At 55.5% G+C, this 13185-nt stretch carries 8 protein-coding genes; 2 read left to right on the top strand and 6 right to left on the bottom strand.

Annotation, left to right across the window (positions count from 1 at the left end; genetic code table 11):
• Positions 1–3: 3 nt before the first annotated feature.
• Entirely contained in the window at positions 4–807 is an 804-nt protein-coding gene (locus R0J87_RS06740; protein WP_498885157.1) for a PhzF family phenazine biosynthesis protein, read from the bottom strand.
• Between the two features lie 371 nt (positions 808–1178).
• Positions 1179–1760 (bottom strand): DedA family protein, encoded by a 582-nt coding sequence (locus tag R0J87_RS06735; protein WP_498885155.1) that lies wholly within the window; start codon positions 1758–1760, stop codon positions 1179–1181.
• A 254-nt stretch (positions 1761–2014) separates the two neighbouring features.
• On the opposite strand from R0J87_RS06735, the gene R0J87_RS06730 reads away from it, so the two are divergent.
• Positions 2015–2323, top strand: coding sequence for a hypothetical protein (locus tag R0J87_RS06730; RefSeq protein ID WP_498885153.1), 309 nt, complete (start codon positions 2015–2017; stop codon positions 2321–2323).
• A gap of 33 nt (positions 2324–2356) precedes the next feature.
• On the opposite strand, the gene R0J87_RS06725 is transcribed toward R0J87_RS06730, so the two are convergent.
• The 4 genes from R0J87_RS06725 to guaB all read right to left on the bottom strand — a co-directional run bounded on the left by R0J87_RS06725 (position 2357) and on the right by guaB (position 11549).
• The gene (locus R0J87_RS06725; protein WP_498885151.1) at positions 2357–3469 is read right to left on the bottom strand and encodes a Fic family protein; all 1113 of its coding nucleotides are present in this window, start codon (positions 3467–3469) and stop codon (positions 2357–2359) included.
• Positions 3470–3785: 316 nt separating this feature from the next.
• Complete coding sequence (gene hyoA / locus R0J87_RS06720; RefSeq protein WP_498885149.1) at positions 3786–8093, bottom strand: NACHT domain-containing antiphage protein HyoA; 4308 nt, start codon at positions 8091–8093, stop codon at positions 3786–3788.
• 319 nt (positions 8094–8412) lie between these two features.
• A complete protein-coding gene (guaA, locus tag R0J87_RS06715; RefSeq protein WP_188637765.1) occupies positions 8413–9990 on the bottom strand; it encodes a glutamine-hydrolyzing GMP synthase in 1578 nt (525 codons plus the stop codon).
• Between the two features lie 89 nt (positions 9991–10079).
• On the bottom strand, positions 10080–11549 hold the full coding sequence (guaB, locus tag R0J87_RS06710) for an IMP dehydrogenase (protein ID WP_253506399.1): 1470 nt from the start codon (positions 11547–11549) through the stop codon (positions 10080–10082).
• A gap of 217 nt (positions 11550–11766) precedes the next feature.
• Here guaB and xseA point away from each other — a divergent pair, with 217 nt between their 5' ends.
• Positions 11767–13125 (top strand): exodeoxyribonuclease VII large subunit, encoded by a 1359-nt coding sequence (gene xseA / locus R0J87_RS06705; RefSeq protein WP_498885147.1) that lies wholly within the window; start codon positions 11767–11769, stop codon positions 13123–13125.
• The last annotated feature ends 60 nt before the right edge of the window (positions 13126–13185 follow it).

Here is a 13185-nt window from a genome sequence, read left to right as displayed (position 1 = left end):
GCACTACGCTAGGACGGAATTTTCAGGCAGCGTGATTTGCCCCATTAGATAAGGCGCAACGCGGCCTTTAATCATCACGCGCTCGCCTTCTACAACGCAGCTCAGCGCACCTTGGCGCGCCCCACCCTGGCGGGCAGTCAGTGCTTGCTTACCTAAACGCGCTGCCCAGTAAGGTGCGAGCGACGTATGCGCCGAGCCGGTCACCGGGTCTTCTTCCACGCCGACCTTAGGGCCAAACCAGCGAGAGACAACATCCACATCATCGCCTTTCGCAGTAACGGCTACACCACGCCCTGGCAGCTGTTTAAGCCGCTGCATATCCGGTGCAAGGCGATCAATCACACTCGCCTCTTCAACTACCACCACAATGTCATCCGAGATCAACAGCTCCTCAATCTCGATACCGCCCAGGGCAGCGGCTACCTCTGCATGCATGTTTAGCGGTGCGAGCGTTTTTGCGGGGAAATCCATCGCCAGCACATCGCCTTCACGGCGAACGGTCAGTACACCGCTTCTGGTTTCAAAGGCCACCGCCTCGGCCACCACGCCCAAGGCATGGAACACCACCCAGGCCGCCGCTAAGGTGGCGTGGCCGCACAGATCCACCTCCACCGAAGGCGTAAACCAGCGCAGGTGATAGCCCGCTTCCGTGGGTACGAAAAACGCGGTTTCGGAAAGGTTATTCTCCGCTGCAATGGCCTGCAGCAGCGCATCATCCAACCACGCCTCCAGCGGGCACACGGCTGCCGGGTTGCCTTCAAAGGGTTTTGAGGCAAAGGCATCTACTTGGTAGAGGTCGATGTTCATGGGTTATCCCAAAGCAAATAAAAGAATCTCATCAAGATATCGTAGAAACGTGCATGCAGGTGAGGGTTAGCAAAGTCCAGCAGACGGCAAGCACGCTGAGCCTCCCTATTAGCGGGAATAGCCTTCTAGGCATTGCCTTTGCGACGGTGGCCCTGGTTATGATTGTCACGGCGCGCTTTGCCGAACGTTTCGCAACGCGCTGGGGAATTACAGGCTGTGCCTTGCGTGGCGCGCTGTAAGACTTCAGCGACATGGCCGCTGATCGCCTATACCGGTGGAATGGCAGCGCTGACTCTAGTGTTGCTCACCGGCCTAGCGCGTGCTTAAGCATAAACGTAAGGGTAATACCGTTTCTGGCGGAGGCATCGAGCTCAATCGCGCGTCGTTAAGCGCTGAGCTCGTCTCCGCCTGGAAGCCATCACGGCCACTACCGCGATGCAAAGGGCAACGGCAACACCCGCCCACACAAAATGGGAAAGGCCGCTTAATCGCTCAAACAGTGGCGCAAGGGCCTGACCAAACATATAACCGAGCGTGACCCAGGCCATCGCCCAGAGCAACGCTGAAATAGCATTGAGCAGGATAAATCGTGGCCATGGATAATCGGTCGTGCCAATCGTCACCGCACCGGCCATGCGTAGACCGTAAAGGAAGCGCAAGGAGAACGCGAAAACGTCCGGGTGGGCGTTGAACGTGGTCACTACACGCCCACCCGCTGCGCTACCCTGAACCGAGCGAACGATAGCGCTATTGCGCCCGCCATGCCCAAGCAGGAAGAACACTTGATCCGCCACGAAAGAACCCAATGCCAGGGCGATGATAGCGGGCCAAACGCCGATCAAGTGCTGATGAGACATGATGCCGCCCAGCATCGCGATGCCCTCGCCCTCCAAGCTAGCCCCCACGAACAAGCCGAAGCTGCCATAATTCGCCACCAAATGCTCAAGCGTCATTTGCGTTCATCCATAAAGTTACCCCGGAGCCGTGGGCGGCACGTAAACGCCATTTTTATAGCGGTTCGGGATGATGCGGAGGGTTGAATAGGGCTTTTTAGCGGCAGGCAGCTTATTCAATCTGCGAGAGGCATTCAACAGCAACGCACGCAGCCCACACCCATCAGTGCAGCTAAACCAGCAACCCGTTATTATCCTGCTAACTACTTTGCCTACTGGCATCATGCACACCACACCTACTCACTGGGCACGCTATGCATAACCTATGGATTCCCGTCGTCGCCATTTTCATCGTTGCGGGCCTGATATTCGGTGGCCAAGCCTACTCCGAGGCCCAGCGTGATGCGCACATTGCCGCAAGCATATCGCAACACCTTGGCAGCCAAACGCAAGCCGACATCTCGCATTTAAAGCGCGTCAACAAGGGCTATGGGGTTTGCGGGGATTATCACCTTGCCAACGTTGAGCATGGCCACTTTTACTACAACAGCGCCACCGAGAACCTAGCGCTAGGCACCGATGCGCCGCTGTACCAAGACAACTGCGATAGAGTTTCTGACTAACGCCTTGGAACCTATCGTTCTCAAAAGAGAACCCTAACCCACCTCCACGGAGTAACGCGTGCTGCGCCCGCCGCCGGGTAGCTTGGAAAGGCAGCCTTTCTCCACCAGTTCTGCCAAATCACGCGTGGCGGTGGCTTTACTCACCTTGGCAAGCGACTGGTACTTGCGGGCATTAATACCTTGCGCAAACTCCTCCCCTGCGGTGTCCAACAAACGGTTCAGCACCTTAATTTGCCGCTCGTTCAGTACCGTAGTGGCATGGCGCTGCCAAAAGGTGGCTTTCACTAACACACGATCAATTCTTAACAGCGCCTGCTCAAGCGCCTCTTTCAGCGTATCGAGGAACCACAACAGCCAAGGCGTAATATCGAGACTGCCCTTCTGGGTGTTTTCGAGGTAGTCGTAGTAAGCGCTTCGTCGCGCCATGATCGCCGCACTTAGAGAGTAGAAGCGCACCGATTGCCGCTCTGACTGCGCAAGCGCCCGGTCGGTGACTGCGCGGGTGACGCGCCCATTGCCATCGTCAAAGGGGTGCAAGGTAACCAACCATAGATGTGCAATACCTGCGCGCACCAATGCATCCAGCCCCTGCGGTGGATGGTTGAACCACGTCAGAAACGCATCCAATTCGGCTTCCAACTGTTCACGGGGCGGCGCTTCGAAATGAACAGTAGGCCGATCAAGCCGCCCCGACACCACCTGCATGGGATGATCACCGCGCAACTCGCCCACCCGTACCTGACTCATCAAGCCAGGGCCTTGCACAAACAGCATGGACTGCCACAGGCACAACCGCTCATGGGTAAGTGGCTCATCCAATTGATGCGTGGATTGCAGCAATAGCTCAACCAACGCCTCGGATTCTGGGGTTGTTCTGCCAGACATACCGGCCTGCTCGATGCCCAGCTGGCGAGCCACGGAAGACCTTACAGAGCCAACATCCAAACGTTCGCCTTCAATTTCGCTGGTACGAATCGCGTTCTGGATCAGCGCATCCATCTCCACATCCAGATCCGCCTGCCCAGGCGCTGCCTCGGTTTTACCCAATACGCGCCCCTGTAGCAGCCGCACGGCATCTAACGTAGGCCGCAGCGCGGATTCGTCCCACTCAAAATGCGGCCAATGTGGCTGTTCCCAGATATACATGAGCCGATTGCCCCGCCTATTCAGATCATATTATGAGCCGATTATGGCGTTTATTTGGCTCACGTGCCAACCTACAGCACTCTTATATGGTTAGCACTATATGAACACAAGGCAGACCTAAGAGCTGCTCCGTGGGTTCATTACGTTCTACAAGGTCTAGTGAAGCGCTTCTTTCGATCTCAAAAGAGTGCATCTGACTCCATCGCTTCGAAGCTTTATGCCAAGCGAGTGTCGTAATGAGTCGTGGAATTTAGTAAATACCAGGCAGAGAAATCAAAAATTAGTCAAAATCGGCATTAGAAGTCTCTCTTAACATTCAAGCCTTAGCCTGAGACTCAATAGGCAGCCTAGGGCGTAAATCAAGAAGGTGTACATGTATATAGACTCCACTTCCCAAAGCCTGTTGTACTCTGTCAGCCTCTGCAGTTAGCAACGCCAACAACTCCTCCACTTTAATCATGCGTTTCTCAACTGGATGTTGCCATTGACGGTCTTTCGTAAGAGTAACCAGCAAAGCTCCAGATTTACTATGTTCCGCCGCCATATATTTTCTGAGCAATTGATCTTCAATTGTATTTAGCAGCTCTTTCGCCGAGCGCTGTGCGTTACCCAGTTTGAGTTCAATCACAGCTTCATGCTTTGAAAGAACTGAGCGCAGACGTATATCAGTTTCCTTTTCGTCCGCTGTTACCGCCTCTTGATCAACGGTGTAAAGTGAATTGGCAGCACGCCTAAGTTCGCGCGCAATTACTCGACGCATTATTTTTTCATCTGATATCAACGCCCAGGCTTCTCTTGGTGAATCGTCGTGCAATAAAAGGTCATCAAGATCAGATAACCGATCCTGCAATAAAGCAAACATGGCTTCATTCGTTGAGGCAGGCGCTTCCCCGCTACGATCAAGCGCTACCATTTGAACCTCATCAAATGCGTCAGCATCAATCTCTTGCGCCCAACTTTCTTCTGCCACAGCCAAAATGCGATCTTTGAAATGAGCGCACAAAGGATCTGCGGCCATCTCGAGCTTGGTAGCAAAGCCCTCCTCGCCTTTCGCGTTGAGTAATGCCGTTACAATGCTATTGCGTGCCTGTTCCGCGTTGTCTCGAGTATCCGGTGAATAGGACCCTTCGTGGTGCGCATCGTCTTGTATTCGAACGTGGCGATAGGCCAAACGAAGAAGCCTCAGCAGTAGTTGTGGCGTGAACCGTTCGTCACCCAAACCAATTCCGTCTTGGCGATCACCAAAGAGGCTGGCCAGCCATGTCACAGCGTCTGATCGCTCAGATGGTTCAACTATCTCAATCTGATCCGCCAGCTTTTCGACACTCGTCTGCGGATCAATTCGCATTAAGGTCGACAACCAAACAAGGCGCAGCGAAAACGGCAATTGTTGTTCCAATCTTTGTAGTGCCCGTTCTTGAAGTCTCTGAATTTCCGCAGCATCGCCATGCTTCAAGATAACCCGTGTGACTTGCCGAACCCTTTCGGTCAATCCGGTCGTGTTATCGGTGCCATTAATCCAGTCCCCACCGTCATCTAGCCAGGATTCTAGTCGTGGTAAAAATAAACTGGCTACCCTCTCAGGCGCATAATCAATTCCTTGAAGTAGGCTCGAATGTCCACGCTCACCTGACGGCCGGTTCAGCTCCCACGACAGTTCATTTCCAAGCGTCCGGTCCACAGCGTTTGGGTGCGTGTCTACGAGACCTTCTATCCACTGAGGCAGGCCGTTCAGTTCAATCAGAGCGTACCGCGCGGCTAGCTCGGCTTCGGCATCGCCGAGTTTAGCTGCCCAGTCGGGGGCCTCCGCTTCGGCGTAGATCGCGGCCAGACCAAGTTGCCAACGTACAAGAAATGTATTGCGCTCGCCTTCGGGCCTTTCGCTGGGAAAAGTTGGGTGGTCATCACGCCAGATCTTCATCAGCACCCGGCGAAGCTTGTCGGCCGTTTCTTGATTAAATTGCTCTTCAATGAATCGCCGGTTCCAGCCTGACGATCGACTGTCTTCACCATCATGACTCATGGCGCGCCACAAGTTCCAAGCAGTGTTCCAGCTTTGCTCCGTCGAAAATGCGTTTTCAGGCTGATTGGCAACTTCTCGCCAGAACTGAACCCAGCTCGCGCGGCTCTTGGCTTTTCGCCGCTCTTCTTGCTTCTTTCGTTCAGCCTGCTTCTTTTCCCAACGACGATGCTCTTTGTCGTGCTTCGATGGTTTCAGCGAGTCGTCAAGTCTTTGCACGAATGAAGGTTCATCCACTACTAGAGGCCTAAGTCCTTCAACGTGTTTTTTCCATGTATCACGATCCGGCGACAGACGGATGGCTGCCTCCAAGAGCATTGCGCGTTCACCCGCATCTCGGGTTGCGTCGCCTAGCGCGTCGCTCACCCAAGGCAGATCTCGATCCGGTCTTAGCTGGACGGGACCATCGCGAATTATGATCTGTGCGAGCCGTCTCCAAGGGTCTTTAATTTCATAGAGTGACTGAATCAAAGCGTCCTCAACCCAGAAGAGACGCGCATTATGCTCTGCGTTCAGATTGCTCAACCGCTCGCGAAGGGACTTGATTGGCTCATCGTCGCCATAATCCCGATGGTGTAATCGCAATGCGATTACACCAGCATGCAGCCAATGATCGTCTTGGCTTATATCTAAGCCTAGTTTACATGTTGCTGCGAGTGCTCCGCTAAGATATGGCCGATCACTAGTAATGTGTGGCCACTCTTTTCGCCATTTAATCCCCTCTGATACTAGCGCAAGGAGACTACCACGAAGTTCCTCAAGGTCAGTGAGATCAAGAGACGCTCCTGCTATCAGGTGTGGAAGTTGCCAGCTAAAATCGCCTGTACTTCGCTTCTGTCGCTTTATCCATCGAAGGGTTCGACAAAGCTGCTCTATCGACATGTACTTTGGGAAAAGGCGTAGTACGGCACCGCGCGAAACTCTGTCAGGCCAGAGATCATCAGAATCAGCTATACTTGCAGCAATTCTCTTCAATCTCTCGTCAGCAAGGGCTACTAATGCGTCAATGGATGTTATGCGCTCGACTGCGGGTGCTGCAATGTCCTGAGCGATATCGAATACGATGTCGGAACAAGCTTCTATCCGTCCCGCCTCGATAAGACTGATGAGGACGCCCCGCACATCCGGACTCTCTACTCCGTCACGCCAAATCCTGTCAATTTCATCTGCCAACTCTTTCGATGCAAAACGATGAACCTGAATGTGCGGCACTTGGAGGCCTCTCCAGCCACCTTGGCCATAACGGTTAGCGTAGGCGCGAAGAGCTTGATTTCTCTGTGTTTGCATTAGCGACTCTGGGTCGCCTTCGTCCAGAAGCACTGCAGGTTCATTGTCCCGCAAGAGTTCAAATATCCCGTCTTCTTGCAAAGCTAGCCAACCCACCACTGGTCGCTTGGACGGGCGCACTATTGTCTTACCTTTGGTCTCCGCGAAGAGAAGGCGTTTAAGGGCTCGAAACGGCATGCCTTTTCTTCGAAATGCTATCAGCCGCTCCGCAGCAAGATACTCGGCAACAGAGCGGTGATGGAAGCGCACCCGGCCATAAGAAGCGAAGCCAAATAGCGGACGCTCGAGCAGTGCTTTTCGTTCGTTCGGTTGCCAATCGGATAGGATGATCGCGGGATCTAGAGCGGCCTCCTCATCAAGAGCGTCAGACGCTGCACTATGACGAATTGTTAGACGACGTGTCATCTGAACAGCAAGCGCGAGTCGGCTAGCTCCCTCAATTGCCTTATCAACAGACAGTTCCGCCGGTTCAGGTCTGTCATCGCGAGGAAGCAACTTCACGTGAACATTCGTGGCAACCTGGTCTCGATGTGTTCGAATGCGCTTGTGCTCACGCCAGTCTGCGCACAGTTCAATGAGGTCCTGAGGCCTGCGTGCAAACTCAAGAGCATTGCGCCGTCGTAAATCTTTAAAAAGAAGATCGGGATCGCTCACTTCCTGATGTCGACAAAAATCGACGATCTGCTCGTCCGACAACGGCATTAAGGCTACAGACCGCCAATCGGGCAATTGATTCTTGCTTCTGTTGTCGTGGTGCTTCTGATGCTCACGCATTGCAATCTTCGCAAATGCCTCTTCACCTGAATTTGAAGACGGCGCATAAGGAACAGGTAATACATTGTGGACCAGCTGTTCGTCGAAGGGTATGGGTCGTGTAGTGATGACAATCCGCGCTCGGTGAAGCTGATTTCCGATGCACTTTTTCAGTCGTTTGAGCGCACGTTCAAACGTACCCAACGTCAATTTTAGCTCGTCAATCGAGTCCAGAAAAAATGTCGCCATCTCGGTCTGTGAGGCAAGCCAAGCGTCTAGCCGGGCTTCCTCATCCGCATCTACCAGGCTGCGAAATTCTTCAGTCGCTAACGCAGCCAATTCAACGAAGAATGCAGGCTCTCCCGCAGCCCAAAGACGCTCCGACTGTTTACGGCATTCGTAAGTTTTCCCTGCGCCCGCCTCGGAAATTATCAGTACACGTTTAGAATGCAGCAAATCATTCCAGGTAACGCCTCGAGCCCAGCCCAAGCCAACTAAGAATGACTGCTGGTCAGCCTCAGTAATTTTCCCATCAGGAATGTCTTTAAAGGTTCTTTTTATCATTATTGCTAATGCCACCTCTGAACTGTGAACTGATCACTCTCGTATCTAATGTCCTCGGTTACAGCCTCGACCTCTTGAAAACCCAACTCATTGAAACGCATTAGCTATATAGAAAGCCACTCAATGACGCGGCATAACAGCTCCTACAAGCTTATAAATTGTTGTACAGGATCATGGAGCCACTACAGACAGAAAAACACTATGATTGGTTATGCAGAGCACTCTGAATTCACCTACACCAAAACACAAAAAGCCCGCATATACACGGGCTTCCTGAGTGTTTATTGCCAACCGCTACTAGTCTATGCAGAACGTATAATCACTCCCACTCAATCGTAGCAGGCGGCTTGCTGGAGACATCATAAGTCACCCGCGAAACCCCTTCCAACTCATTGATAATACGGTTGGACACCTTCTCCAGCAACTCGTAGGGCAGGTGCGCCCAGCGGGCGGTCATGAAGTCGATGGTTTCGACGGCGCGGAGCGCGATGACCCATTCGTAGCGGCGGCCGTCGCCTACTACGCCAACCGATTTCACCGGCAGGAACACGGCGAAGGCTTGGCTGGTTTTTTCGTACCATCCGGCGGCGCGCAGTTCTTCGATGTAGATGGCATCCGCGTCGCGCAGAATGTCGGCGTACTCTTTCTTCACTTCACCGAGAATCCGCACGCCCAGGCCGGGGCCAGGGAACGGGTGGCGGTAGACCATATCGTAGGGCAGGCCGAGTTCCAGGCCGAGTTTGCGCACTTCGTCTTTGAACAGTTCGCGCAGCGGCTCGACGAGCTTCAGCTTCATGGTTTCCGGCAGGCCACCCACGTTGTGGTGGGATTTGATCACGTGCGCTTTGCCAGTTTTAGAGGCAGCGGATTCGATCACGTCCGGGTAGATGGTGCCCTGGGCCAGGAACTCCACGCCTTCAATTTTGCTGGCTTCTTCATCGAACACGTCGATAAAGGTGTTGCCGATGATTTTGCGCTTGGCTTCCGGGTCTTTCTCGCCTTCCAGCTTGCCGAGGAACAGCTCTTCGGCATCTACACGAATCACCTTCACGCCCATATGCTTGGCGAAGGTTTCCATCACTTGGTCGCCTTCGTTCTTACGCAGCAGGCCGTTATCCACGAACACGCAGGTAAGCTGGTCGCCAATCGCTTTGTGCAGCAGCGCGGCTACTACGGAAGAGTCGACACCGCCGGAAAGGCCTAGCAGTACGTGGCGGTCGCCTACTTGCTCGCGTACGCGCTGTACTTGGTCTTCGATGATTTGCGCGGGCGTCCACAGCTTTTCGGCTTTACAGATATCCAGCACGAAGTGCTCAAGAATCCGTTGGCCTTGCAGGGTGTGGGTCACTTCCGGGTGGAACTGTACGCCGTAGAACTGCTTCTCTTCCCAGGCCATGGCCGCAATCGGGCAGCTCGGGGTAGAGGCGGTCACAGTGAAGGTGTCGGGGGCTTTGGCGACTTTATCGCCGTGGCTCATCCATACATCCAGCAGCGCGTTGCCGGTGGCGGCGTCTACGTGGTCTTTGATGTCTTTAAACAGCGCGGTCTCAGCGTCGATTTGAATCTGGGCATAGCCAAACTCACGCTGGTTAGAGCCTTCTACCTTGCCGCCCAGCTGCTCGGCCATGGTTTGCATGCCGTAGCAGATACCAAACACCGGCAGGCCCATTTCGAACACGCACTGCGGGGCGCGGGGGGAATCCAGCTCGGTGACGGATTCCGGGCCACCGGCCAGGATGATGCCATTGGGGTTGTATTCGCGAATCTCTTCTTCGGTGATATCGAAGGCGCGGATTTCAGAGAATACGCCGATTTCGCGAACCCGGCGGGCAATCAGTTGGGTGTACTGGGAGCCGAAGTCGAGAATCAGGATCTTATGGGCGTGAATGTCACTCATGGCGGAGCCTCTATAACGCGGAACGGGCCGCATTGGCTAAAAAGCAAGCGGCGGGGCAATGCCCGCCGCCGTGTAACTTAATGCGCTGGTTAGCTCACCCGGTAGTTGGGGGCTTCTTTGGTGATCTGCACGTCGTGAACGTGGGACTCGTTAAAGCCAGCGCCGGTGATTTGTACGAATTCCGGCTTGGTGCGCATTTCTTGAATATCGCGGCAGCCGGTGTAACCCATGGAGGCGCGCAGGCCGCCCATCAGCTGGTGGACGATAGCGCCCATCATGCCTTTATAAGGCACGCGACCTTCGATGCCTTCCGGTACCAGTTTTTCGGCACCGGCATCTTTGTCTTGGAAGTAGCGGTCGGCGCTGCCTTGGTTCTGGGACATCGCGCCCATGGAACCCATGCCGCGGTAAGCTTTGTAGGTACGGCCTTGGTAAAGCTCAACTTCACCCGGCGCTTCTTCGGTACCGGCCAGCAGGCCACCTACCATTACGGCGCTTGCGCCAGCGGCAATGGCTTTGGCCAAGTCGCCAGAGAAGCGTACGCCGCCATCGGCAATCAGCGGAATGTCGAACTCTTTCAGCGCTTCGGCCACGTTGGAAACGGCGGTGATCTGCGGTACGCCAACGCCTGCCACAATACGCGTGGTGCAGATGGAGCCGGGGCCAATGCCTACTTTCACGGCATCTGCGCCTGCTTCCGCCAGCGCTTTGGCAGCGGCGGCGGTGGCGATGTTGCCGCCAATCACTTGAATCTCGGGGAAGTTCTCTTTGATCCAGCGAACGCGGTCAATCACGCCTTGGGAGTGGCCGTGGGCGGTGTCGACGATAATCACGTCAACGCCTGCTTCTGCCAGTGCCGCTACGCGGTCCGGGGTTTCCGGGCCGGTGCCTACCGCTGCGCCTACCAGCAGGCGGCCGTCACTATCTTTAGCGGCCATCGGGTAGGTGCGGGCTTTTTCGATATCTTGGAAAGTCACTAGGCCGCGCAGATGGAAGGCGTCATCGACAATCAGCATTTTCTCGATGCGGTGTTCGCGCATCTTGGCTTTGCTGGTTTCAAGGTCGGTGCCTTCTTTCACTGTTACCAGCCGCTCGCGGGGAGTCATAATGTCGGCAACGCTGTCGCCCACGTTGGGCTGGAAGCGCATGTCACGCTCGGTCACGATGCCTACCAGGGTTTCACCTTCCACCACTGGGAAGCCGGAGAAGCCGTTTTCGCGCGCCATGGCCAGCAGGTCTTCCAGCTTGGCTTTGGGGCTAACGGTGACCGGGTCTTTAACAATGACGCTCTCGTGCTTCTTCACCTTGCGCACTTCAGCGGCCTGTTGGGCCATGGTCATGTTCTTGTGAATGATACCGATGCCGCCTTCCTGAGCCATCGCAATTGCTAGACGCGCTTCGGTCACGGTGTCCATTGCAGCGGAAAGCAGGGGAATATTCAGAAAGAGATTGCGGGTCAGGCGGGTTTTGAGGCTGACATCCTTTGGCAGAACGTCGGAGAAGCCGGGAACGAGGAGTACGTCATCGAACGTAAGCGCTTCTTGGGCCATACGTAGCATAGCGGCAACACCCATTGAGAAGTGGGAAGATGGGGCGTGAAAAGTTAATCGCCTATTATAACGTTTTGAGGGCCGCCCCAGCAATGCAGAGTCGCGGTTAGACTTATACCAATTGCTAATGACGTAGGTGGCGTGGCGGTCATATGCGCCGCTTGCGAGCACCCAGTGCCTCGTTTGAGGTATCGTGTCACCGAAGAAATGATCATTAAGGCCACCGATGGAACCGACAAGCACGTCCCCCGCCCCCAAAGCGCTCTCCGTGAGCCAACTCAACCAGCGCGCCAAGCAAACCCTGGAGCGCGATGTGGGGGAAGTGTGGGTAGAGGGCGAGCTTTCTAACGTCTCCCGCCCGGCCTCGGGGCATATCTATTTCACTCTGAAAGACGACCGGGCGCAGATCCGCTGCGCGCTGTTTCGTCAGCGGGCGCGCTTTGTCGCCGCCCCCATGCGCGATGGCGACCAAGTGAAGCTACGCGGGCGGGTCTCGCTGTTCGAGCCACGAGGCGATTACCAGCTCATTGCCGAAGCGGTGCAGGCCGCAGGCCTAGGTGAGCTGCTGGCGGCTTATGAGCGTTTGAAAGCGCAGTTGGAAGGTGAAGGCGTGTTTGCCAATACGCGCCCCCTGCCCTTTCCGCCCCGCAAGATTTTGATTTTAAGCTCCGCCACCGGGGCAGCTATTCGCGATGTGCTGGCTGTGCTGGCCGCCCGCTGGCCGCTGGCGGACGTGACGCTGATTCCCGTACCGGTTCAGGGCGCAGACGCCGCCCCGGCGATGATCTCGGCGCTCGGCTTACTCAACCGGCAGGCGCGGCTAGACCCCGAACAAGATGTGGTGCTGATCACCCGTGGTGGCGGCAGCCTGGAAGATCTCTGGGCGTTTAATAACGAGCATCTGGCGCGGGCGATTTTTCACTCCCGGCTGCCGGTGATGTCGGCAGTGGGCCACGAGGTAGATGTCACCCTAGCGGATTTTGCCGCCGATATGCGCGTCCCTACTCCATCCGCCGCGGCTGAACGGCTAGTGCCCGACCAACACGCTCTAAAGCGCCAGCTTGCTCAAGCGGAGCAGCGTTTGCACCGAAGCATGCAGGCGCGGTTAGAACGCGATAGCCAGCGGCTAGATACCCTGCGCGCCCGCCTTCGCCACCCCGGTGAGCAGTTGGCTCGCCAGCGCCAGCATCTCACCACGCTGCAGCAGCGCCTTACCCGCGCTATGCAGCAAACGCTCGCCCAGCAAAAAGCCCAAGTGGCCCAGCTCACCCGCCGCCTCGCCAGCCAAGATATGGCACGGCTACACCGTGCCGAAAGCGAGCGTATACACAGCCTACAGCGCCGTTTGGCCAGCGCAATGCAGCGCATGTTAGAAGCGCGGCAAGCACGCCTGCAAAGCGCCGCCCGCGAGCTGAACGCCGTCAGCCCACTGGCCGTACTCGGCCGCGGCTACGCCATCGCGCAAGATGAGCAGGGCCAAGTCGTCCGCCGCGCCGAAGACACCCAGCCCGGCCAACTGCTCAAACTGCGTCTGGGCGAAGGTCGCCTCAACGTCGAAGTAAAACGGCGCTACAAGAAGCATTGAATTACCGCTCGGTAATCATTAGACCCCTTTAAATACAGCGATAGCAAAAAATTACCGTTC

The sequence above is a fragment of the Halomonas sp. SIMBA_159 genome, from assembly GCF_046536035.1.
Taxonomy (GTDB): Bacteria; Pseudomonadota; Gammaproteobacteria; order Pseudomonadales; family Halomonadaceae; genus Vreelandella; species Vreelandella venusta_A.
Note: the sequence above shows the minus strand (reverse complement) of the source record. Positions and strands in the feature narration are given on the sequence as shown.

Coding starts and splice junctions, on each gene's coding strand:
- R0J87_RS06740 (WP_498885157.1), bottom strand. CDS start 807: ATGAACATCGACCTCTACCAAGTAGATGCCTTTGCCTCAAAACCCTTT.
- R0J87_RS06730 (WP_498885153.1), top strand. CDS start 2,015: ATGCATAACCTATGGATTCCCGTCGTCGCCATTTTCATCGTTGCGGGC.
- guaA (WP_188637765.1), bottom strand. CDS start 9,990: ATGAGTGACATTCACGCCCATAAGATCCTGATTCTCGACTTCGGCTCC.
- R0J87_RS06735 (WP_498885155.1), bottom strand. CDS start 1,760: ATGACGCTTGAGCATTTGGTGGCGAATTATGGCAGCTTCGGCTTGTTC.
- hyoA (WP_498885149.1), bottom strand. CDS start 8,093: ATGATAAAAAGAACCTTTAAAGACATTCCTGATGGGAAAATTACTGAG.
- guaB (WP_253506399.1), bottom strand. CDS start 11,549: ATGCTACGTATGGCCCAAGAAGCGCTTACGTTCGATGACGTACTCCTC.
- R0J87_RS06725 (WP_498885151.1), bottom strand. CDS start 3,469: ATGTATATCTGGGAACAGCCACATTGGCCGCATTTTGAGTGGGACGAA.
- xseA (WP_498885147.1), top strand. CDS start 11,767: ATGGAACCGACAAGCACGTCCCCCGCCCCCAAAGCGCTCTCCGTGAGC.